Origin of the sequence: Streptomyces griseus subsp. griseus, from assembly GCF_000720255.1 — a bacterium.
Classification (GTDB): domain Bacteria; phylum Actinomycetota; class Actinomycetes; order Streptomycetales; family Streptomycetaceae; genus Streptomyces; species Streptomyces griseus_I.
The window spans coordinates 41215-63748 of sequence record NZ_JOJE01000013.1 but is presented as its reverse complement, the minus strand read 5'-3'; the positions used below and the strand labels follow the sequence as shown (position 1 = coordinate 63748).

Annotated in this window: 20 protein-coding genes; 8 read left to right on the top strand and 12 right to left on the bottom strand. The window is 72.4% G+C overall.

Annotated elements, in window-relative coordinates; translation table 11 throughout:
• Positions 1-24 precede the first annotated feature (24 nt).
• Complete coding sequence (locus IG99_RS19000; protein WP_037675548.1) at positions 25-1134, top strand: hypothetical protein; 1110 nt, start codon at positions 25-27, stop codon at positions 1132-1134.
• A gap of 86 nt (positions 1135-1220) precedes the next feature.
• Here IG99_RS19000 and IG99_RS18995 read toward each other — a convergent pair whose 3' ends face one another.
• Entirely contained in the window at positions 1221-2987 is a 1767-nt protein-coding gene (locus IG99_RS18995) for a TIGR03767 family metallophosphoesterase (protein WP_037675546.1), read from the bottom strand.
• 235 nt (positions 2988-3222) lie between these two features.
• Positions 3223-3678 carry an NUDIX hydrolase gene (locus tag IG99_RS18990; RefSeq protein WP_037675544.1) on the bottom strand — a complete coding sequence of 152 codons (456 nt, stop codon included), beginning with the start codon at positions 3676-3678 and terminating at the stop codon, positions 3223-3225.
• Positions 3679-3870: 192 nt separating this feature from the next.
• Between IG99_RS18990 and IG99_RS18985 the strand changes: the two genes are divergently transcribed.
• Positions 3871-7179 carry a S8 family serine peptidase gene (locus IG99_RS18985; protein ID WP_037675541.1) on the top strand — a complete coding sequence of 1103 codons (3309 nt, stop codon included), beginning with the start codon at positions 3871-3873 and terminating at the stop codon, positions 7177-7179.
• 90 nt (positions 7180-7269) lie between these two features.
• On the opposite strand, the gene IG99_RS18980 is transcribed toward IG99_RS18985, so the two are convergent.
• Both IG99_RS18980 and IG99_RS18975 read right to left on the bottom strand, forming a co-directional pair.
• Entirely contained in the window at positions 7270-8115 is an 846-nt protein-coding gene (locus IG99_RS18980; protein WP_051865559.1) for a hypothetical protein, read from the bottom strand.
• A 1-nt stretch (position 8116) separates the two neighbouring features.
• The gene (locus tag IG99_RS18975) at positions 8117-8653 is read right to left on the bottom strand and encodes an RNA polymerase sigma factor (protein WP_199815554.1); all 537 of its coding nucleotides are present in this window, start codon (positions 8651-8653) and stop codon (positions 8117-8119) included.
• A 397-nt stretch (positions 8654-9050) separates the two neighbouring features.
• Between IG99_RS18975 and IG99_RS18970 the strand changes: the two genes are divergently transcribed.
• On the top strand, positions 9051-10067 hold the full coding sequence (locus IG99_RS18970; protein WP_037675539.1) for an aspartate-semialdehyde dehydrogenase: 1017 nt from the start codon (positions 9051-9053) through the stop codon (positions 10065-10067).
• Between the two features lie 63 nt (positions 10068-10130).
• Here IG99_RS18970 and IG99_RS18965 read toward each other — a convergent pair whose 3' ends face one another.
• Entirely contained in the window at positions 10131-10625 is a 495-nt protein-coding gene (locus IG99_RS18965) for a DUF1203 domain-containing protein (RefSeq protein WP_037675538.1), read from the bottom strand.
• Positions 10626-10782: 157 nt separating this feature from the next.
• On the opposite strand from IG99_RS18965, the gene pepN reads away from it, so the two are divergent.
• Entirely contained in the window at positions 10783-13368 is a 2586-nt protein-coding gene (gene pepN, locus IG99_RS18960; RefSeq protein WP_037675536.1) for an aminopeptidase N, read from the top strand.
• Positions 13369-13494: 126 nt separating this feature from the next.
• Here the strand turns inward: pepN and IG99_RS18955 are convergent, their stop codons facing one another.
• Together IG99_RS18955 and IG99_RS18950 are read right to left on the bottom strand one after the other, a co-directional pair.
• A complete protein-coding gene (locus IG99_RS18955) occupies positions 13495-14409 on the bottom strand; it encodes an EamA family transporter (protein WP_037675535.1) in 915 nt (304 codons plus the stop codon).
• 30 nt (positions 14410-14439) lie between these two features.
• Positions 14440-15747 carry an MFS transporter gene (locus IG99_RS18950; RefSeq protein ID WP_037675534.1) on the bottom strand — a complete coding sequence of 436 codons (1308 nt, stop codon included), beginning with the start codon at positions 15745-15747 and terminating at the stop codon, positions 14440-14442.
• 106 nt (positions 15748-15853) lie between these two features.
• Here IG99_RS18950 and IG99_RS18945 point away from each other — a divergent pair, with 106 nt between their 5' ends.
• A complete protein-coding gene (locus IG99_RS18945; RefSeq protein ID WP_051865555.1) occupies positions 15854-16420 on the top strand; it encodes a MarR family winged helix-turn-helix transcriptional regulator in 567 nt (188 codons plus the stop codon).
• Here IG99_RS18945 and IG99_RS51680 read toward each other — a convergent pair.
• The 5 genes from IG99_RS51680 to IG99_RS18925 form a co-directional block, all read right to left on the bottom strand.
• A complete protein-coding gene (locus IG99_RS51680) occupies positions 16417-16542 on the bottom strand; it encodes an aromatic-ring hydroxylase C-terminal domain-containing protein (RefSeq protein WP_324606137.1) in 126 nt (41 codons plus the stop codon). The two genes, IG99_RS18945 and IG99_RS51680, sit on opposite strands and share 4 nt — an antisense overlap.
• A gap of 2 nt (positions 16543-16544) precedes the next feature.
• Complete coding sequence (locus IG99_RS51675) at positions 16545-16871, bottom strand: hypothetical protein (RefSeq protein ID WP_037675533.1); 327 nt, start codon at positions 16869-16871, stop codon at positions 16545-16547.
• A 90-nt stretch (positions 16872-16961) separates the two neighbouring features.
• Entirely contained in the window at positions 16962-17249 is a 288-nt protein-coding gene (locus IG99_RS18935) for a hypothetical protein (RefSeq protein ID WP_037675907.1), read from the bottom strand.
• A 47-nt stretch (positions 17250-17296) separates the two neighbouring features.
• Positions 17297-19432: a 4-alpha-glucanotransferase gene (gene malQ, locus IG99_RS18930; protein WP_051865552.1), complete on the bottom strand. Its 2136-nt coding sequence runs from the start codon at positions 19430-19432 to the stop codon at positions 17297-17299.
• Positions 19433-19621, bottom strand: coding sequence for a hypothetical protein (locus IG99_RS18925; protein ID WP_107055970.1), 189 nt, complete (start codon positions 19619-19621; stop codon positions 19433-19435). It lies immediately after the preceding gene.
• A 264-nt stretch (positions 19622-19885) separates the two neighbouring features.
• Between IG99_RS18925 and IG99_RS18920 the strand changes: the two genes are divergently transcribed.
• The 3 genes from IG99_RS18920 to IG99_RS18910 are packed head-to-tail and all read left to right on the top strand — an operon-like array spanning position 19886 to position 22520.
• Positions 19886-20419, top strand: a complete 534-nt coding sequence (locus IG99_RS18920) for a PadR family transcriptional regulator (RefSeq protein ID WP_037675902.1) — start codon at positions 19886-19888, stop codon at positions 20417-20419.
• Complete coding sequence (locus IG99_RS18915) at positions 20416-21111, top strand: ABC transporter ATP-binding protein (protein WP_037675532.1); 696 nt, start codon at positions 20416-20418, stop codon at positions 21109-21111. Before IG99_RS18920 ends, IG99_RS18915 begins: the two co-directional genes overlap by 4 nt.
• Positions 21108-22520 (top strand): FtsX-like permease family protein, encoded by a 1413-nt coding sequence (locus IG99_RS18910; protein ID WP_234311889.1) that lies wholly within the window; start codon positions 21108-21110, stop codon positions 22518-22520. The genes IG99_RS18915 and IG99_RS18910 overlap by 4 nt, the downstream gene beginning before the upstream one ends.
• Positions 22521-22534 lie beyond the last annotated feature (14 nt).

The window sequence follows — 22534 nt, the reverse complement described above, 5'->3', positions numbered from 1 at the left end:
TCCAGGTCCGGGAACCTCCCGGTCATGAACCACAACACGCCGCTCCCCCCGGCCTCCCCCCGCCCCCTGCGCCACCTCTCCGACGGCCGGCACCGGGTGATGACCACGGCACAGCTGAAGGCCCGCGGCATCTCGCCCGCGGAGACGAACGAACAGTGCCGCCCCGGCGGCCCCTGGCAGCAGTTCCTCCCCGGCGTGGTCCTCCTCCACCCCGGCCCGCCGACGAGCGAGGAGCGGCTGCACGCGGTGCTGATGTACGCGGCACGGGAAGCTCCGACGCCGGGGACGAGGGAGGGGGTGCCCGGGGTGCCGACGCAGCCGGGGGCGGACGCGCCGTACGGCCCGACGACGTACACGGGGTACGCCGAGAGCACCGAGAGCGCGGAGTACGGCGAGGCGATGATCACGGGCCTGGCGGCGCTGACGCTGTACGGGTTCTCCTCCGCGCCTCCCCTCCTTTCCCTGGAGGAGATCGACGTCCTGGTCCCGCGTCCGCGCCGACTGCGTTCGACGGGCTGCGCGCACATCGTCCGTACGCCGGCCCTGCCCAGCCCGCAGCAGGTCACGGGCCTCCCGGTCGCCCCCGTGGCGCGCGCCCTGGCCGACGCGGTGGCGCGGCTGACGGACGCGGGCGTGGTACGGCGGCTGATGACGGAGGCGGTACGGGCGGGCCACTGTGAACCTGCCTCTGTTGTACGGGAGTTGAACGAGGCGAAGCTGCTGAGCCGACCGCATGTGGTGGACGCGGTGGACTCGTTGCTCGCGGAGGGGCGGGCCATCGCGGAGAACCGGCTGTACCGCATGGTGCGGGAGTACGGGTTGCCGGACCCGGTGTGGAACGTGGACCTGCGCCTGCCGGGCGGACCCTACCTGGGCGGCCTCGACGCGTACTGGCCCGAGCAGGCGGTCGCGGTCGAGCTCGACGCCCGCGCCCCCCGTCAGGAGGACGACGCCCTGTGGTCGGAGTACGCCCGCAAGCGCGAGCACCTGGAGCGGCTCGGCATCACCGTCGTCCACCTCACCCCGAGGAAGCTCCGCGAGTCCATGGAACAGCAGGCGACGGTCGTCCGTACGGCCCTGATGGCGTCCGGCGACCGCGACCCCGCCGCGTATGTCGTGGTCCTGCCCCGGTAGTGAGGGCCGGGCGGGCACCAGGAGGGGAGAGGAGGGGCCACCGGGGCGCATCGACCCGGGTGGCCCCTCCTCATGCGGACGCGGACTCAGCCCTTCCTCAGCACCAGCTCCGTGTTGCGGTCGTCCGCGTCTCCGGCCAGCGTCGTCGTGTCGGCGCCCGGCGCGTTGAAGGAGAACTCGCGGTACAGGGCGGCGAGGCCGGTCTGGGAGAGGTCGGTGAAGTCGGTGCGGTGGGGGGCCGCGGACTCGATGAGGGTGGTGAAGAGGGAGAGGGTGCCGTCCTTGTTGTCGACCAGCTCGATGACGCGGGCGAGTTGGGGGAAGTCGACGTGGGAGGCGGTGGAGATCTCCCAGAAGGAGCCGCCGTCGGCGGTGGAGTGCGCGGTGACGCGGTTCTGGTGGATGTGGCCGTTGACCCAGGCGAGGACGTTGCGGTGGCGGCCGAGGAGGGAGAGGAGGTCGGCGCCCGTGTGACGGCGCTCGTTCGGGCGGGCCGGGTCGGGGCGGGGGTTGGACATCGTCGTGCTCGTGTGGTGGCTGAAGACGATGACGTACGCGTCCTCGTTCTCGCGCAGGGTCCGCTCCAGCCACTTCAGCTGGGCCGCGCCGATGGAGCCGTTGTAGTGGCCGCCGGGGTCGGTGGTGTCGAGGCTGACGCCGAGGACGTCGTCGGCGATGCGGAAGGTGTAGTACTGCGTGCCCGCGTCGACGTTGGCCGAGGAGTAGCCGTGGCCGACCGGTCCGACGCCCGCGTACGCCGGGTCCAGGTGGGCCTTGAGGTAGTCGGCCGGGGTGTAGGGGGCGCGCCGCTCGTCCGGGGTGACCGGGCGCATGGCGCGGGTGTGGGCCTTGAGGAGGTCGCGGAAGACGACGCCCATGGGGTCCTTGGCGTTCTTGATGGTGTCCTGGAGCTTCCTGGCCTCGGCGGCGGGCAGGCTCATCAGCTTGCGGCCGCCGATCGCGTACTCGGCGAGGTAGGGGTCGCCGTGGCCGTAGCAGCCGAGGGGCAGGCTGTCGTGGTTGCCGACGGTGGAGTACCAGGGCAGGTTGAGGCCGGGGCTGCGCAGCTCGCGGGTGGCGGCGGCGAGGAAGCCCTCCAGGTGCGGGAAGCCGAGCTGCTTGTCGGCGTCACGTACGGCGGTGTCGGGCTGCCAGTACTGCTTCAGGCCGCTGTTCTGGACGCCCTCGTAGTGGCGCGGGTCACCGGAGTTGGGGGTGATGCGGCCGCCGCTCATCACCTTCAGGAACCACTCCAGTTCGGTGTGGGCGTTGTTGTCGGTGTTGTCGCCCGTCGCCATCGCGAAGTGCAGCGGGGAACCGGTGACGGGGGCTCCGCGCAGCGCGTTGATCCGCTCCACCAGTGAGACCGCGCCCTGCACGGTCAGTGCCTCGTGCGGCCGCCAGGCCTTGACGTCCGAGGAGCGGAGGTACTCCAGGCGCATCGGGTGCTGGCTGTCGATCAGGTGCAGGTCGGTGAGCTGGACGAACGCGGCGAGCGTGGTGCGGCGGCCGGCGCGGCCCGACTTCGGTGCGGCGAGTTCGGAGCGCACGACGCGCTTCCAGCCGGGGCCGTCGCCGAGGCGGCGGTATCCGGAGCCGCCGCGGGGGGCGGCGACGGTGGCGAGGGTGGTGCCCCGGGTGTACGGGGCGAGCGGGGCGGTGGGCGCCCGCCGGGAGGAGGCGGCCTGCTCCTCGTGGACCGGCACGGCCTCGTGGGCGGGCGCGGCCTCGCTCTCGGTGGGCCGCAGTCCGTAGCCGACGCCCGCGGAGACGGACACGGCCGCGGTGGCGGCGAGGACGGTACGGCGGTTGACCCCCAGCGTGGAGCTGGCGACAGAGCGTATGCGCGACATGGCGCGGTCTCCCCGGGTGCGAACGCGTCGGCAGTGGTCGCGGGTGGTCGCGGCTGCGAACAACCCGCTCGTACTGGATGCTTGGCACCGGGGATGACCTGTGTGTGAACGAGACGGCAACGGGCAACGCCGATCACCGTACGTGGATCTTGGGCCACCCCATGCGTTCCCGGCCGCTCGGTGGACCGCCCGGAAGCGGTCACTCAGCGTTCATCTTCCGGGGAACGCGGAGGTACTACGTCGCGACACGTCCCGCCGCCGGGCGCTCCCTCCACAGCCGCAGTCCCGCGTCGACCAGCCGGATGCGCCGCAGCTCGGTCAGCGCCTCCAGGTCGTGCCAGGCGGCCATGTCGGTCGATCCGTCGACCTCGTTGCGCAGGTCGCCGCCGATGACGCGGGCCTCGTAGACGAGGCGGACGCCGTGGTGGTCGGTGGGGCGGCGCAGCAGGCGGCCGCCGGGGAAGGTGTGGTGGGAGGAGTCCACGCCGAGGAGTGCGGTGACCTCGATGCGGTAACCGGTCTCCTCCTCGACCTCGCGGACGACGGTGTCGTGGGGATGCTCGCCGTGTTCCATGCCGCCGCCCGGCAGGACCCACTCCGGGGTGCCGTCGGGGGCGGGTGAGCGGGCGAGCAGGATGTGACCGTCACGGACGCAGATGGCGTAGGCCGCGACCCTCAGGTTCTTGCGCACTCCGGGACGTTAGCGCGCCAACTCGGCGTTATGGAACGGACATCTCAGCCATTCCGCGCGCAACTGGCAAAGCCCATAAAGGGTTTTCCCCATACGTTCATATCGATTGGGTCAACACTCACCAAACACATGTTCCTTTGGTAAAGGTTTGCGGTCGTTCGACGCACGTTCCTTTACCTACAAGGGATGCCGATGAGCCTCACCCCCCAGCGCGATCCGAGAACGGGCGCGAGACATGTGGCCCGCATAGCCGTGGCCGCCGGTCTGGTCGCCGCGCTCTCCGCGGCCGGGCCGATACCCCTGGCCTTCTCCGCGGACGACCCACCGGCCACGGCCGACCCGGTCGTCAAGTCGGCCCATGAAAAGCTCGGTTCGGACGACGCCGACCTCCTCGCCGAGGCCAAGGCCGACGGCGACAAGACCGTCACGCTGATGGTCGCGACCGCCCCGGGGCAGACCGAGAAGGTCACCGAGGAGCTGGACGCGGTCGACGGCGGGCTGGTCGGCAAGAAGGACGACAGGCTCGGCTACGTCCGGGCCACCATCCCGACCTCGGCGGCGGACAAGACCCTCGCGGCGGCGCTGAAGCTCTCCTCCGTCCAGGCGATCGACCTCAAGCAGGAGATCAAGCTGGACGACCCGGCCCCGGACGCCACGGCCGCCAAGGCCGACCGGGGCTCGTCGGCGGCGGGTGCCGGATACCCGGCGCCGGACAAGAAGACGCCGGCCGTGAACCCGTACAACCCCTCCTTCGAGACCGGCGCGGTCTCCTTCGTCCAGGACCACCCGACGTACGACGGCCGCGGGGTGACCATCGGCATCCTGGACTCGGGTGTCGACATCGCCCACCCCGCGCTGCAGAAGACCACCACCGGCGAACGCAAGATCGTCGACTGGGTGACGGCCACCGACCCGGTGGCCGACGGGGACGGCACCTGGCTGCGGATGAACTCCGCGGTGGCCGGGCCGGTGTTCACCGCCGGCGGCAGCACCTGGCAGGCGCCCGCGGGCGGGTTCACGTTCCGTACCTTCGCGGAGTCGGCCACCCTCGGCGGCGACATGGCCGGCGACCTCAACCGGGACGGCGACACCACCGACGTGTGGGGCGTGCTGTACGACGCGGCCGCCGGCACGGTCCGCGTGGACCTCGACAATGACGCCGACTTCACCGACGAGAAGGCGCTGAAGCCGTACAAGGACGGCTTCCAGGTCGGCTACTTCGGTACGGACGACCCGGCCACGCCGATCGCCGAGCGGATCCCCTTCGTGGTGGAGACCCGCAAGGACGTCGTCTACAACGCGGCCGGCGACAAGTCGGACTACGTCAACATCGGTGTCATCGAGGGCCGGCACGGCACGCACGTCGCGGGCATCACCGCCGCCAACAGCCTGTTCGGCGGGAAGATGAACGGCGCGGCGCCCGGCGCCAAGCTGGTCTCCTCGCGTGCCTGCACCTGGACCGGCGGCTGCACCAACATCGCGCTCACCGAGGGCATGATCGACCTCGTCACCAAGCGCGGTGTCGACATCGTGAACATGTCGATCGGCGGTCTGCCGCCGCTGAACGACGGCAACAACGCCCGCGCCCAGCTCTACACGCGGCTCATCGACACCTACGGCGTGCAGCTGGTGATCTCCGCGGGCAACGAGGGCCCCGGCACCAACACCATCGGCGACCCCGGTCTCGCCGACAAGGTGCTCTCCGTCGGCGCCTCCGTCTCCAAGGAGACGTGGGCCGCCGACTACGGCTCGGTCGTGAAGACGAAGTACGCCATGTTCCCGTTCTCCTCGCGCGGCCCGCGTGAGGACGGCGGCTTCACCCCGACCATCACCGCCCCCGGCGCGGCGATCAACACCATCCAGACCTGGGCGCCCGGCGCTCCCGTCGCCGAGGCCGGTTACACGCTGCCGCCCGGCTACGCCATGCTCCAGGGCACCTCGATGTCCTCCCCGCAGGCCGCGGGCGCGAGCGCGCTGCTGCTGTCCGCCGCCAAGCAGCGGAAGATCCAGCTGTCGCCGCTCACCCTGCGCACCGCGCTGACCAGCACCGCGCGTCAGATCAAGGGCGTGCGGGCGCATGAGCAGGGCGCCGGTCTGATCCGTATCGTGCAGGCCTGGGACGCCATCAAGGACGGCGCCACGGCTCACGACTACACCGTCAAGGCCCCGGTCGACACCGCGATCGACCAGCTCCTGGCGACCCCCGGCTTCGGCACCGGCCTCTACGACCGCGAGGGCGGCCTGAAGGTCAAGCAGAAGAAGACGTACGACGTGACCATCACCCGTACGTCCGGGCCCGACCGTCCGGTCCGGCACGAGCTGGAGTGGAAGAACAACGACGGCACGTTCCGTCTCCTCGGCGACGACGACGTCGTGCTGCCGCTGAACAAGCCGGTCACCGTCAAGGTCCAGGCGCAGGCCAAGTCGGCGGGCGTGCACAGCGCGATCCTGGAGGCCGACGACGAGCGCACCGAGGGCGTGGACAAGCAGATCCTCGCCACGGTCGTCGTCTCGCAGCCGCTGGCGAAGCCGTCGTACGCCGTGTCCGCCTCCTCCTCCGTGCAGCGCAACAGCTCCACGTCGTACTTCGTGACCGTGCCGGAGGGTGCGAAGACCCTGGAGGTGGCGCTCGGCGGGCTGAAGGAGAAGAGCCAGACGCGGTTCATCTCCATCCACCCCTACGGCGTGGCCGTCGAGGACAGCGCGACGATCTACTGCTACTCGGACTACTCGACGCCCTCCGACCCCAACACCTGCCGTCCCGACCTGCGGACGTACGTCGACCCGCTGCCGGGCGTCTGGGAGATCGAGGTCGAGTCGCGGCGCACCTCGCCGTACCTCGACAACCCCTACAAGCTGGACGTGTCGGTGCTCGGCACCGCCTTCGACCCGGCCGTGACGACGATCCCCGAGGCGAAGGCCGGCACCCCGATCGCCGCCGAGTGGACCGTGACCAACGCGTTCGCCGCGATCGAGGGCAAGCTCCAGGGCGGCTCGCTGGGTTCGGCGAAGCTGGAGACGCCGACCATCGCCCACCGTGAGGTCCAGACGAAGACGGTGGAGGTCCCCGAGGGCGTCGAGCGCCTCGACATCTCCATCGGCGCCCCCTCCGACCCGGCCGCCGACCTCGACCTGGTCGTGCTCAAGGACGGCGTGACGGTGGGTCAGTCCGCGGACGGCGACTCGGAGGAGGCGGTCAGCCTGTCCAAGCCCGCCGCCGGTACGTACACGGTCCGCGTCGACGGCTACAGCGTGCCGTCCGGCTCGACGACGTACGCCTACAAGGACGTGTACTTCTCGTCCTCGCTGGGCTCCGTGAACGTCGACTCCGGCAAGACCGTGTCGATCCCGAGCGGTGGCTCCGCGAAGGTCTCGGCCGAGGTCGTGGCCCGGTCGGCCGGTGCGGCGGGCCGCCAGTTCTTCGGCGAGGTCCGGCTGGTCAACGGCCGCGGCACCGCGGCCGGCCTCGGCACGGTCGTCATCGAGAAGGTCACCGGCTGATCATCACCGCCGGCCGACGGCCCGTGTCGCCGTAGGCCGGCAAGCAGTCGAAGGGGCGGGCGTCCGCGGGGATGCCCGCCCCTTTCTCTTCTATTCCTGCTCGCAGGGCGCGCCGTGCGACTGCGGCAACGCCTTTTGTACGGCGGCCCGTTCGCGGGCGATCTCCCGGTCGCCGACGATCCACACGTCCGGGGAGGCGGAGCCGCGGGAGATGCCGACGAGGACGTGGTCGCCCTCGCTCAGCATCGGATCCGTGTCCGCCTCCAGCACGAAACCGACCTCGTCCTTGCCCCGCTCGGGCTTGTAGGAGCGGGTCACGTGCAGGGTGACGCTGTCCAAGCCGGCGCCGGGCTCGCGGGCCACCTTCGTCACGTCGCCCTCCACGACGAGGCGGGCGCAGGCCAGGTAGCCGGGATCACCGAGCAGGCTGCCGGAACCCGCCTCCGTGCTCGTGTCCGCCTTCGAGCCGGTGGCCGAGGACGCGGAGTCGTTCGCTCCGTTCCCGGCCTGCGCGAGGAGCCAGCCCAGGCCGGCCACCATCACACCGGCGGCGGCCACCCCGACGACGCGGAGGGTGACGGGGAGCAGCCGGGAGCGGGGGCGGGGAGGCCGTAGCGCCTGTACCGGTCGCCGTGCCGGAGCGGGCGACTCGGCGGGCTCGGCCAGCACGTCGGCGATGACGCCCAGCTGTTCCCGCAGCAGGGCCACGTCGGCGAGGGCCGACCGGTGGCCCGCCATGAAGGCGGCGTCCGCGCGCGCCCGCTCGGGCAGGGGAGCGTCCATGATCGCGGCCAGCAGCGCGTCCATGCCGTCATAGCGCTCGGAGACGTCGTCGGCGTCGGGGCTGTCACAGGCCTCGACGGCGTCGTAGCGCTGGGAGCCGTCGTCGCCCCGGAAGTCCTCGTGGTCCGGGGAGCTGTCGTGTTCGGCGGGCATGTCACACCACCTCGTCCTCGTGCAGGCGGGCGCGCAGGGCCCGTACCGCCGTGTGCAGGCGGCTCTTGACCGTGCCCTCCGGGACGCCGAGCTCCTCGGCGATGGAGCGCACCGGCAGGTCGGCGTAGAAGCGCAGGACGAGGACCTGGCGCTGGGCGTCGGGCAGCTCGTCCAGGCCCTGGGCGACGGCGAGGGAGAGCAGGCTGCTGTCCTCGCCGGAGGGGTGTTCGAGCTGACGCAGGGAGGCCAGGCGCTCCCCGATCCGCTCCTGGCGGCGCTTGGCACGGTGCCAGTCCATGGCCAGGTTGGAGGCGACGACCGCCGCCCACGCCGACACGTCCCGCGGCGCCTCCCGACCGTCGGCCGCCCGTTCCAGCAACCTCAGGCGGACCTGCTGCACCCCGTCCAGCAGGTCCGCCTGCGGCACCCCGCCCAGCGCGAGCACCGCCCGCACCCGGCGTTCCTGTGCCGCGTCCAGAGGGTCGTCCCGCACGTCGTCCCCCTGGCCGCGGCGCGTCATTCTTCGCAGCACAGCCACCCCTCCCCCAGGGCCCGTCCCGCCGATCACGCGGGGCAGGCCCTGGCCGCGTTTCCCCTATGACGCCGCTGTGGGGCGAAACGTTCGACGCGGTTCGCCGGATTCTCGGCGCGCGAGCGGGGTGCGCGACAGGGATACTCGATCGAGGTGTACGTCACACCGCCGTGTGTCCGTGGCCCGGTCGGGCAGGCTAGCTTTCGGTCCGGGGCCATCTGCGGGCGAATTCCTCCAGCTCAGCCGGGGTGACACCGCAGGTCCGCAACCGGCCGTCGGATCGTCGCGTCCCACCCTTCGGGCGAGCGGCGCAAAGAATTGGACAGGCGGGTCGGGGTCGGCCGCATGATGGAAATGCCTCGGCCGAGTAACAGGCACGCAAAGACAGACAAAGGGAGTCGCCGTGAGGATCGGAATCGTCGGAGCCACCGGGCAGGTCGGCACGGTCATGCGCGGGATCCTCAAGGAGCGCGACTTCCCGGTCACCGAGCTTCGCCTGTTCGCCTCGGCCCGCTCCGCGGGGACCGTCCTGGACGGCGTGACGGTGGAGGACGCGACGACCGCCGACTACACCGGCCTGGACATCGTGCTGTTCTCGGCGGGCGGCGCGACCTCGAAGGCGCTGGCCGAGAAGGTCGCCTCGCAGGGCGCCGTCGTGATCGACAACTCCTCGGCGTGGCGCAAGGACCCGGACGTCCCGCTGGTGGTGTCCGAGGTGAACCCGCACGCGGCCACCGACCGCCCCAAGGGCATCATCGCCAACCCGAACTGCACGACGATGGCCGCCATGCCGGTGCTGAAGCCGCTGCACGAGGAGGCCGGTCTCGAGGCGCTGGTCGTCGCCACGTACCAGGCGGTGTCCGGCTCGGGTCTCGCGGGCGTGGCGGAGCTGCACGGCCAGGCGCAGAAGGTGATCGACGACGCGGACAAGCTCACCCACGACGGCGGTGCGGTCGACTTCCCCGAGCCGTCCGTCTACAAGCGCCCGATCGCGTTCAACGTGCTGCCCCTCGCCGGCAACATCGTCGACGACGGCCTGAACGAGACGGACGAGGAGCAGAAGCTCCGCAACGAGTCCCGCAAGATCCTCGAGATCCCCGGGCTGAAGGTCTCCGGCACCTGTGTGCGTGTCCCCGTGTTCTCGGGCCACTCCCTCCAGGTCAACGCCCGCTTCGCGCGTCCGATCACCCCGGAGCGTGCCCAGGAGCTGCTGGCCGGCGCCCCCGGCGTCGCCCTCTCCGAGATCCCGACCCCGCTCCAGGCCGCCGGTCAGGACCCGTCGTACGTCGGCCGCATCCGCAACGACGAGACGGTGGAGAACGGCCTCGCGCTGTTCATCTCCAACGACAACCTCCGCAAGGGCGCGGCGCTGAACGCCGTCCAGATCGCGGAGCTGGTGGCGGCGGAGCTCAAGCGCTGACGCGCCCCGCAGAAGAAAAGGGGGTGAGTGCCTGCGGCACTCGCCCCCTTTTCCCACCTCGCCTCAGCCCCGGCGCACCTCGTACAGGAAGCAGCCGTACTCGACGGCCCTCACGTGGACGAGCGCGACCTCGGGGTCGGTGAAGGCCTCGGTGACGGCTGCCTCGAAGCCGTCGGGGCCGGGCTCCTCGACGAGCCGGCCGCCGAGGATGCGCCCGGCGGCGGAGTAACGGCGGACGGTGCGGTGGGAGTTGGTGAAGGGCAGGCCGTCTCCGGTCGGGCCCGGGCAGGCGTGCGCGTGGATGAAGACGGGGCCCTGCTCGTCGTAGGGGCCGGGATCGGCGTCGGTCGCGGCCGCCCAGCGGCGCAGGGGGGCGTAGGAGACGAGGGCGATCCGCTCGCCGGGCTCGCTGTGGCGCAGGCAGCAGCGCAGCGGGGAGCCGCCCTCGTCGTCGGTCACGGGAACGGTCGGGCGGCCCGCGTCGTCGGTGGAGCGCAGTTCGTCGAGGGTCTCCTGCGGGATGGGCCGTGCGGTGCGGGTGACTGCGGGGGTTGTCATGTCTCGAGCCTCCCGTCGGCGTCTCCCCCGCACCGGCGGAATCCGGACATCACGTTCTGGCCGTCACGGGGAAGGCGCCCCGGGCACGTGATCGTCGCCCCGGGCGTTGATCCCGTGGAAGGATGGCGCAACCCACACATCACGAGGAGATGACCGCGTGCCTGGCACAAACCTGACTCGCGAAGAGGCGCAGCAGCGGGCGAAGCTGCTCACCGTTGACTCGTACGAGATCGATCTCGACCTCTCCGGAGCACAGGAGGGCGGCAACTACCGGTCCGTGACCACGGTGCGCTTCGAGGTCGCGGCGGACGGCGTGGAGGACGGGACGGCGGAGTCGTTCATCGACCTGGTGGCTCCGACCGTCCACGAGGTCACGCTGAACGGGGACGCGCTCGACCCCGCCGAGGTGTTCCAGGACTCCCGGATCGCCCTGCCCGGGCTGCTGGCGGGGCGCAACGTGCTCCGTGTGGCCGCGGACTGCGCGTACACCAACACCGGTGAGGGTCTGCACCGGTTCGTCGACCCGGTGGACCAGCAGGCTTATCTGTACACCCAGTTCGAAGTGCCCGACGCCCGCAGGGTCTTCGCGAGCTTCGAGCAGCCGGACCTGAAGGCCACCTTCCAGTTCACCGTGAAGGCGCCCGAGGGCTGGACGGTCGTCTCCAACTCGCCGACGCCCGAGCCCAAGGACAACGTCTGGGAGTTCGAGCCGACGCCGCGCATCTCGTCGTACATCACCGCGCTGATCATCGGCCCTTACCACTCGGTGCACAGTGTGTACGAGAAGGACGGCCAGACCGTTCCGCTGGGCATCTACTGCCGACCGTCCCTGGCCGAGTACCTCGACTCGGACGCCATCTTCGAGGTGACCCGACAGGGCTTCGAGTGGTTCCAGGAGAAGTTCGACTACGCCTACCCGTTCGAGAAGTACGACCAGCTGTTCGTGCCGGAGTTCAACGCGGGTGCGATGGAGAACGCGGGCGCGGTGACCATCCGCGACCAGTACGTCTTCCGGTCGAAGGTGACGGACGCGGCGTACGAGCTGCGGGCTGAGACGATCCTGCACGAGCTGGCCCACATGTGGTTCGGCGACCTGGTCACCATGGAGTGGTGGAACGACCTGTGGCTGAACGAGTCGTTCGCCACGTACACGTCGATCGCCTGCCAGGCGGCCCACCCCGAGTCGCGCTGGCCGCACTCCTGGACCACGTTCGCCAACTCGATGAAGACGTGGGCGTACCGCCAGGACCAGCTGCCGTCGACGCACCCGATCATGGCGGAGATCAACGACCTGGAGGACGTGCTCGTCAACTTCGACGGGATCACGTACGCCAAGGGTGCGAGCGTGCTGAAGCAGCTGGTCGCGTACGTCGGTGAGGACGAGTTCTTCCGGGGCGTGCAGGCCTATTTCAAGGCGCACGCGTTCGGCAACACGCGCCTGTCCGACCTGCTGGGCGCCCTGGAGGAGACCTCCGGGCGCGACCTGAAGACCTGGTCGAAGAAGTGGCTGCAGACGGCGGGGATCAACGTGCTGCGGCCCGAGATCCAGACCGACGAGAACGGCGTCATCACCTCCTTCTCCATCCGCCAGGAGGCCCCGGCCCTGCCCACCGGCGCCAAGGGCGAGCCCACGCTGCGTCCGCACCGCATCGCGGTCGGCCTGTACGACCTCGACGACGACAGCGGCAAGCTGGTGCGTGACGAGCGCATCGAGCTGGACGTCGACGGCGAGCTGACGGCCGTACCGCAGCTGACCGGCAGGCGCCGTCCGGACGTCGTCCTGCTCAACGACGACGACCTGTCGTACGCCAAGGTCCGCCTGGACGAGAAGTCCCTGGCGTTCGTCACGGAGCACCTCGGCGACTTCGAGTCGTCCCTGCCGCGCGCGCTGAGCTGGGCGTCGGCGTGGGACATGACGCGGGACGCGGAACTGCCGACCCGCGACTACCTCTCGCTGGTCCTGTCCGGCATCGGCAAGGAGTCCGACATCGGTGTGGTGCAGTCGCTGCACCGCCAGGTGAAGCTGGCCATCGACCTGTACGCCGACCCGATCGCCCGCGAGGCCCTGCTGACCCGTTGGACGGACGCCACGCTGGCCTACCTGCGCGCGGCGACGGCGGGCAGCGACCACCAGCTGGCGTGGGCGCGCGCGTTCGCGGCGACGGCTCGTACGCCGGAGCAGCTGGACCTGTTGGAGGCGCTCCTCGACGGCTCCCAGACCATCGAGGGGCTGGTCGTGGACACCGAGCTTCGCTGGGCGTTCGTGGAGCGTCTCGCGGCCGTGGGCCGGTTCGACGAGGCGGAGATCGCGGGCGAGTACGAGCGGGACAAGACGGCGGCCGGTGAGCGCCACGCGGCGACCGCCCGTGCCGCCCGGCCGACGCCGGAGGCCAAGGCCGAGGCGTGGGCGTCCGTCGTCGAGTCCGACAAGCTTCCGAACGCCCTGCAGGAGGCGGTCATCGGCGGCTTCGTCCAGACCGACCAGCGTGAGCTGCTCGCGCCGTACGCCGACACGTACTTCGAGGTGGTCAAGGGCATCTGGGAGTCCCGCTCCCACGAGATGGCCCAGCAGATCGCCGTCGGCCTCTACCCGGCCGTCCAGGTCTCCGAGGAGACCCTGCTCAAGACGGACACCTGGCTTGCCTCCGCCGAGCCCAGCGCGGCCCTGCGCCGGCTGATCTCGGAGAACCGCGCGGGTGTGGAGCGCGCGCTGAAGGCCCAGGCGGCGGACGCGCGCCCGTAGTCGTAGGTACGTGCGTGAGGGGCGCCCGGTGTCACACCGGGCGCCCCTTCTCGTTGGAGGACCGCAGAGAGGTCGGGAGTCGCGTCACACGCTCGTTGGAGGACCGCAGCGAGGTCGGGAGTCGCGTCACACGGGAACGCTGTCACGCTGTCGCGCGCGCCGGGGCCCGCCGGAGGTGACCCGGCGGCCGCCGCCCGCCCCCAGCTGTCCCGCGACCGTCGCGCCGAAGGCCACTGTCATGCCGGCGAGTTGGAGCGGGGTCAGCGCCTGGCCGAGGGCGGCCCAGCCGACGACGGCGGCGGTGAGCGGGGAGAGCGGGCCGAGGAAGGTGACCTGGGTGGCGCTGAGGCGCCCGATGCCGCGGAACCAGAGCCAGTAGGCGACCGCCGTGTTGGCCAGCGCGAGGTAGAGGTAGCCGCCGACCGCCCGCCCGTCCAGCGCGGGCGGGGCTCCCTCGACGAGGAGGGCGACGGGGGCGATGAGGAGCCCGCCCGCGGTGAGCTGCCAGCCGGTGAGCGCGAGCGGGCCCACCCCGTCCGGGCGGCCCCACTTCTTCGTCAGCACCGTGCCGGCCGACATGGACGCGGTGGAGGCGAGGGCCGCCGCCACACCGAGCACGTCCAGCGCCCCGGCCGCCTTCAGCACGACCAGGCTCACCCCGAACGCGGCCACGACACCGGTGAGCAGGGTCCGTACGGTCGGCCGCTGCCCCAGCACCAGCGCCGACAGGCCGACGACGAACAGCGGCCCGACCGAGCCGACGACGGCCGCCATACCACCGGGGAGCCGGTACGCGGAGAGGAACAGCAGCGGGAAGAACGCGCCGATGTTCAGCGCGCCGAGCACCGCGGCCTTCCACCACCAGACACCGCGGGGCAGCACCCGGGCCAGGGCGAGCAGCACCAGACCGGCGGGCAGGGCGCGCATCAGACCGGTGAACAGGGGGCGGTCGGGCGGCAGGAACTCGGTGGTGACGGCGTAGGTGGTGCCCCAGGAGATGGGGGCGAGGGCGGTCAGCAGGGGGGTCGCGAGCCGTCGCATGGCCGGGTCCCTTTCGGAGAGTGGGCGGACTTACGCCGTGGCGGGGGCGGGGGACGAGGGAGCGGGTGCGGCGGGGGCGCCGGGTCCATGGGCGACGGCGACCGGCACGGGCCGTACCGCCTCGGCCGGCAGATGACGCTCCACGCGGAGCAGCAGTGCGCCGGCCAGCGCCGAGGTGACGATGAGGACGGCCCAGGGCACCCGGCCGTCCACGGCGAGCAGCGCGGTGAAGAGCGACGGCGCGACGGTCTTCGCCAGCGACCAGGACATCTGGTACGCCGCCATGTACCGGCCGCGCACCTCCTCGGGTGCCGCCGCCACGGCGAGCACCTCGGCGGCCGGGCTGTGGACCAGTTCGCCGAGCGTGTGGACGAGGACGACGGCGGCCAGGGCGGTGCCGAGGACCGCGGAGGAGCCCGGACGCACGGTGCCGAGCACGATCTGCGCGGCGAATCCGAGCGCGAACAGGGCGCCGCCGAGAGCGGCCGCCCGGGTGCGCCGGGCGCCGGTCCGCCGCACCCGGGTGCCGACGTAGACCCCGGCGACCGCGCACACCACCGTGTTGAGGGTGAACGCGGCACCGGAGAGCGCCGCGGGTCCGTGCAGCCACTCCACGACGAAGAGCGGGACGAGCACCGACAGGGCCGAGTAGTTGAGGGCGTTGAGGAAGTTGGCGCCGGTGACGACGAGGAAGGGCCGGTCGGCGAGGACGAGCCGGTATCCGGCTCCGGTACGCCGCCCCTGCGCGTCCCCGTCGGCCCGCACCGGCCTGAGCGGGCGCAGCAGCAGCGCGGCGAGGGCGAAGCAGAGGGCGTTGCCCCAGGCGGTCCAGGTGTAGCCGGTGCCGCCCGCGAAGGCGATGACCAGGGTGGCGGTCAGCGCCCCGGCTCCGTATCCGGCGTTCTGCAGCGCCCGGTTGGCCGCCTGGAGCCGGTCCAGCTCCGCACCGCGCGCCACCTCGCCGAGCAGGGTCTGCTGTACGGCGGGGAAGGCGCGGTCGGCGGCCGCGGTGACCAGGGCGACCGCCGCGAAGGCGGGGAGGGAGTGGGCGAAGGGATAGAGCGCGAAGCCGAGGACCCGCACGCCGTAGAGGGCGTACTGGACGCGCTTGGCTCCGCAGCGGTCGACGGCCGTCCCGACGAGCGGGAGAAGGGCGAGCCCCGCGAGGCCGGTGGCGGTGAGGACGGCGCCGACGACGGTGAAGGACAGGCCGGTGACGTGGTGGAAGAACACCAGCGTGAACGGAACGTACATGCCGGTGGCGACGCCGTTCACCGCGGCGGTGACCGGCAGGGCCCACCGGCCCGGCAGAGCCCCTGTGCTGACCTTCGCCGTCATGGCGAACCCCCTTGAGATAGCTTGATGAAAAGTAGCTTAGCGCTAAGCTACTTTCCGTCAAGCCACTTTCTTGCGACCGACCTGAAACGGCCCGGATACTCCTCCCATGACCCAGAGCCAGCACGCGCAGAGCCCCCAGCCCGCGCCCGCCGCCGCAACCGCGCCCCGCGCCCCCCGGGACCCGGTGGACGCGATCGTCGAGCAGTGGGCCGCCGTCCGCCCCGACCTCGACACCCGGGCGATGGAGGTCTTCGGCCGCATCTACCGCCTCTCGCGCGCGATGGGCGACCAGGTGGAGCAGGCGTACGCCCCGTTCGGGATCTCACGCGGCGAGTTCGACGTCCTCGCCACGCTGCGCCGCTCCGGCGAGCCCTACACCCTCTCCCCCCGCCGGCTCTCCGCGACCCTCATGCTGACCACCGGCGGCATGACCGGCCGCCTCGACAAGCTGGAGCGCGCCGGCCTGCTGCGCCGCTCCCCCGACCCGCACGACCGCCGCGCCCTGCACGTCACCCTCACCGACCAGGGCCTGTCCCTGATCGACGAGGCGGTCGGCGCGGGCCTCGCCGTCCAGACGGAGGCCCTGACCACCGCCCTGAACGAGGAACAGGCCGACCGCCTGTCCGAGCTGCTGCGGGAACTGCTCGCGGGGACGCAAGGGGCGGCGCGCTAGCCGGCGTACCGGGCGAGGGCCGCGTCGATCGCGGCCGGTGTGGTGGTGTCGGCGGCCCAGGCCGCGCATCCGTCCGGGCGGACGAGGAGGGTCGTACGCCGGGCGCTCGCCCAGCGGACCAGGCTCAGCCGGTCCGCGCGGTCGTCCCGTCCCGGTCCTCACGGCCACCCCGGTCCGCGTACGTCTCCGGCGTGATCAGTACGAAGCGACCGCGCAGAGCCTCGTGGAGGCGGTTGCCGTCGGCCGGGCGGACGTCCGGGACGCGGGCGCCGGTCAGCGGATGGGAGCGTCGGGGGGACGCGTATCGGTACCCGATCCCGGTGACCCGGGCCAGGGCCCTGCGCCGCACTGGGCGCTGTTCGAGGAGGGTGACGGGGACGCCGGCGGTGGCCGGATCACCGGCGAGGAACAGACCGGTGGGGCCGGCCCCCACGACGACGGTGCCGATCACCGGGGAATCCTGGGTAACGCCGAGGGCACCGCCCCCACCTCGTACGGCGGGAACGGCGCCCTGGGAAACACGCCGTGCGGACAGCCGCCGTCAGGCGCTCGCCTTGGCGTCCGCCCCGGAGCTCGTCTTCACCTTGTCCTTGGCCTTCGGCTCGCGGTCCGTCGACCTGTCCAGGACCATCACCAGGCCGGTGATGACGCCGAAGATCACGAGCGGGGCCAGGACGTAGAGGCCCAGCGTCTCGACGACGCTCAGGCCCGGACCGGGGTCGTCGCCGTCGTCGCGGGTCAGCGCGAGCGCGGGGGACGACATGAGCAGCATCATCAGCGTCGTACCGGCAGCCAGGGCGCCGGCGCGCAGGGCGTTCTTCTTGTCCACGGTGCAAAAGTAGCGAACGCCGAGAAGCACCGCGCGCCCGGGGTGCCCTACGAGCCCACCGGGCCGCCGGTCCGGCTCCACCCACCGGCTTCTTCAGCCCCCCGGCTCCCCTCCCTCAGCACCTCCACCAGTGCCCGCACCCGGGGTGAAGCGGCGAGGTCCTCCAGGGGGACGGGGCGGCCCTGCGTGTCGGCGATGGGGAGGCGCCAGTTGGGGTACTGGTCCCAGGTGCCGGGGAGGTTCTGGGGGCGGCGGTCGCCCACCGTGTCGGGGAGCCAGATGCCGAGCATGCGGGCCGGGGTGCGGCGCAGGAAGCGGTGGACGGCCTTGATCCGGGCCTCTTCCGAGGGCGCGTCGAGCCCACCCGCCGCGCCGTCCAGCAGACCCAGCTCCGCCAGCAGTGCCAGCCACTCCGCCGTGTCGGCCGCCGCCTCCGCCCGCTCCGTTTCGACGGGCCGGGTCAGCAGCCCCAGGCTGTCGCGCAGTTCGACGTGTTCACCGGTGAGACGGGCCGCGGTGGGCGGCAGATCGTGGGTCGTGGCGGTCGCGAGACAGTCCGCCCGCCAGCGGCCGGGGTCCAGGGGCCGGCCGTCGCCCTCCCAGTCCCTCTCGAACCACAGCACCGACGTCCCCAGCACCCCGCGCTCCCGCAACGCCTCCCGCACCCCCGGCTCGACGGTGCCCAGGTCCTCGCCGATCACCACCGCCCCGGCCCGCGACGCCTCCAGCACCAGGATCGCCAGCATGGCCTCGGCGTCGTAGCGGACGTACGTGCCCTCCGTCGGCGCCTCCCCCTGCGGCACCCACCACAGCCGGAAGAGCCCCATCACATGGTCGATCCGCAGGGCACCCGCGTACCGGAAGAGGGCGCGCAGCAGGTCGCGGTACGGGGCGTAGCCCGACTCGGCCAGGCGGTCCGGGCGCCAGGGCGGCAATCCCCAGTCCTGCCCGCGCGCGTTGAAGGCGTCCGGCGGTGCCCCCACCGACATCCCCGCGGCGAAGTGCTCCTGCTGCGCCCACGCGTCCGACCCCCAGGGGTGCACACCGACCGCGAGGTCGTGCACGATCCCGATCGGCATCCCCGCCTCCCGGGCCGCGCGCTGCGCACCGGTGAGCTGGGTGTCGGTGAGCCAGGCGAGCCGGCAGTGGAAGTCGACGCGGTCCATCAGTTCGGCGCGTGCCCGCGCGGTCTCGGCCGAGCGTGGCTCCCGCAGCCCCTCCGGCCAGCGGCTCCAGTCCGACCCGTGCGTCTCCGCGAGCGCGCACCAGGTGGCGTGGTCTTCGAGGGCCTGCCCCTGTTCGGCGAGGAAGTCGCGGTAGGCGGCCTGACGACCGGGCCCGAGCGGCACCCCGCGGATCAGCTCGAGCGCCTCCCGCTTGAGCTCCCACACCGCGTCCCGGTCGATCAGCGCGCCCTTCTCCAGCACCGCGGACCGCAGCCGCCCGGCCCGCTCCAGCAGCCCCGGGATCCGCCCGTCACCGTCACCGGCGTACGCGAACTCCGGGACGTCCTCGACCCGCAGGTGCACCGGATCCGGGAAGCGCCGTGAGGACGGTCGGTAGGGGGACGGATCGGTGGGCGCGCCCGGTACCGCCGCGTGCAGCGGATTTACCTGCACGAACCCCGCGCCCAGCGCCCGCCCCGTCCATCCCGCCAGCTCACCGAGGTCACCCAGGTCACCCATGCCCCAGGACCGCCGGGACAGCAGTGAGTAGAGCTGGACGAGGATGCCGTACGACCGCGCGGCCGGGGTGGGGAGCCGGGGCGGGGCCACGACGAGGTGGGCGCGTGCCGTGCGCCCGTCGGGGGCGGTGGCTGTCAACAGGTGGACCCCGACCGGGAGGTTCTCGGCGTCGGCACGGGTCTCGCCCCGCTCGGTCTCGACGCGCAGACGGGTCCCGGCCGGCAGTTCGGCGAGCGCGGCGGGCACTGCGGCGCCGCTCCAGTGGACCACGGTCGGCGGCAGCAGCCGCTCACGAAGTTCCCGTTCCCGGTCGGCGAGCGCGGCGCGGGTGGCTTCCGGGGTGCCGGCGTCGACGCCGAGGGCGGCCAGGGCCCGGGTGACGGCCGTGGCGGAGGCGGTGACCGTGCGGTCCGAGGAGGGGCGGTAGGAGGTGGCGACGCCGTGCAGGCCGGCGAGCCGGGACAGGTCCTCGGTGGGGACCGGTCGGGGTGGGGTCATCTACGGCCTCGTGGTGCCGGAGTCCAGGGCGGCGTCGGACTCACTGGTCAGGGGTGCCGCGTCGGAGAGCGGCGGCTCGCTGGTGAGCGGTTCGGCGTCGGGCAGGGGCGGTTCGCTGGTGAGGGGGGCTTCGGCTTGGGCCGACTCGGCGCTGAATATGCACACGTCGGGCTCGGCGCAGGACTTCACGTGGGGCCTGGCCGAGCGTTTGGAGCGGGCGAAGAGAACAGGTTGTACCGATGTGGCCACGGGGGCCTCCTTCGTCGGGTACGGCGTCGTCACGTGGTCGTCGTGACGGGTTACCGCAGCCCTACCCACCACGCGCGAGGGCAGACGTACAAACCTCGAACAAGACACATGTTCCATCTCACCTCCCGATCCCACGCCTGCTCTCGACTCCCGCTCCCGCCCCGCTATTCACTCAGTACATGTATCGAGTGCATAATGGTCCCCATGAGCACCCGTCACATCCTGCTGGGCCTGCTCGCGACGGGGCCGAGCCATGGCTACGACCTGAAGCGACGCCACGACGAACGCTTCCCCCAGGCCCGCCCGCTGGCCTACGGGCAGGTGTACACGACCCTTCAGCGCCTGGTCCGCGACGGACTGGCGGAGGTCGAGGGCACCGACTCGGACGGCGGCCCGGAGCGGACCGTGTACCGCTCGACGGACGACGGTTCGAGCGAGCTGAGCCGGTGGGCCGGGGAGATCGCCCCGCCCGCGCCGTTCGTCACCAACGAGATCTTCGCCAAGGTCGTCGTCTCGATCCTGTCGAACGGCGATCCGGACGCCTATCTACGGGCCCAGCGCACCGCCCACATGGAGCGGATGCGCGAGCTCACCGCGGTGAAGACCGCCAAGGACGCGGACCTCGCGACCGTGCTCTCGGCGGACTACGCCCTCAACCACCTCGACGCCGACCTCCGTTGGATGACCACCACGGCGGCCCGGCTGACCACCCTGACCGCGGAGGTCGACGCAGCATGAGCAACAACGGGGGTACGCCTGTACCTCTCCTCGCGGGCCGTGACCTCGCCCGGAAACACGGCAGGACGCAGGCGCTGCGCGGCGCCTCGCTCGAACTGCACACCGGAGAGATCCTCGCCGTCACCGGGACCAGCGGCAGCGGCAAGTCCACCCTGCTGCACTGCCTGGCGGGCATCGTCCGGCCGGACCAGGGCTCGGTGGTGTACGCCGGTCAGCGGCTCGACCAGCTGCCCGAGAAGCGGCTGAGCGTGCTGCGCCGCACCGACTTCGGTGTGGTCTTCCAGTTCGGGCAGCTCATTCCGGAGCTGACCGCCCAGGACAACGTGGCGCTGCCGTTGATGCTGGCGGGCACCGCCCGCACGCAGGCGCACGCTCGGGCCGGCGAGTGGCTGGAGCGGTTCGGGGTGCGCGGGCAGGAGGAGCTGCGGCCGGGTGAGCTGAGCGGCGGCCAGGCGCAGCGGGTCGCCCTGGCCCGGGCCCTGGTCACCGGCCCGAAGGTCGTCTTCGCGGACGAGCCGACGGGGGCGCTGGACTCGCTGGCGACCGAGCAGGTGATGACGGCGCTGGTGCACGCGGTCCGGGAGTCCGGGACGTCGGTGCTGCTGATCACGCACGACGCCCAGGTGGCGGCATACGCCGACCGCGAGGTCAGGCTGATCGACGGCGCGGTGGCGGCGGAGGTGGCGGCATGAACGGCGAGGCACGCGCAGGGGCGCACACCGGGGCACGCCCCGGGATCATGACCGACCTCCGGCTCGCCTGGCAGCTGACCCGGGGATCGGACCGGCGTGAGTGGTGGCGGGTCGGTCTGACCGCGGCCGGGGCCGCGCTCGCGACGGGGTTCGCGCTCGCCGCCGCCGTGCTGGCCTCCCTGCGGGGGTACTACCGCGTGCCCGTCGGCAACGGTCTGCTGAACGCGCCGGGCGAGCGGTCCGGGGTGATCGTGAGTCTGCTGCTCCTGCTGGTGCCGGTGCTGGGCTTCCTCGGGCAGTGCGCCCGGATCGGTGCCGTGCACCGTGACCGGCGGCTGGCCGGCCTGCGGCTGGCGGGCGCCACCCCGGCGCAGGTGCGGCGGATCGCGGGGCTGGAGACGGGGCTGGCCTGTCTGCTGGGCTCGACGGTCGCCACGGTCACCGCGCTCGCGGTGCTGCTGAGCCGGTGGGACCATCCGGTGACCCTCGTCTGGTTCTGGTTCGCCCTGATCGCGCTGGGCGTGCCGGTGCTGGGAGCGGCGGCGGGCGCGCTGGCGCTGCGCCGGGTGGTGACGTCGCCGCTCGGCTGGGTGCGCCGGGTGCGGCCGGGGTCGGGGCGGGGCGTGGGGCTGTTGTTCCTCGGCGCGGTGCTGCTGGTGGTGCTGACGGCGGTGCTCGCCGTCGCCGGTACGTCCGCCACCGGGCCGGGCCGCGGCTACGGCCAGGTTCAGCTGCTGATGTTCGGCCTGGTCCTCGCGGTCGGCGCGGGCACGGTGTGGCTGGCGGGTGCCACGGCCGGGGTCACCGGGCGGCTGCTGGCGGCCCGGGCCCGGTCGGCGGCGACGCTGATCGCGGCGGAGCGGCTGCGTGCCGACCCGTGGGCGACGGCCCGCACGCACGCGGCGGTGCTGCTGGTGACGGTGGTCGGCACGGGCTTCGTGGGGATCCGGCGGACGCTGCTGACCGAGCTGAACGGCATGCGGGAGCGCCACACGCCCGGGATGGGCATGTCCTTCTACACGACGGGACTGAACCTCACGGCGGCGGCGATCGCGGTCGCCCTCGCGATCACGATGTCCGGGCTGGCGGTCGGCACCGCCGAGTCCCTGGCCGGCCGTCGCCGGGGGCTCGCCGCGCAGGCCGCCGCCGGGGTGCCGCGGGCGGTGCTCGGCCGGGCGCTGCTCCTGGAGACCGCGCTGCCGCTGGCGCCCGCGGTGGCCGTGGCGGGCGTCGGGGGCATGGCGATCGGCGTCTGGTACGCCTCGCTGCCGAAGCACGGCGAGGCCGGCCTGCCGTACGTCGCGCTGCTGGTCCCGGTGGGCGTGTACGCGTGCTGCCTGCTGGCGGCGGCCACCTCACTGCCACTGCTGCGCCGCTCGGTGCGCCCGGCGGAGCTGCGGTACGTGTGAGCGGCGGCGCGGGC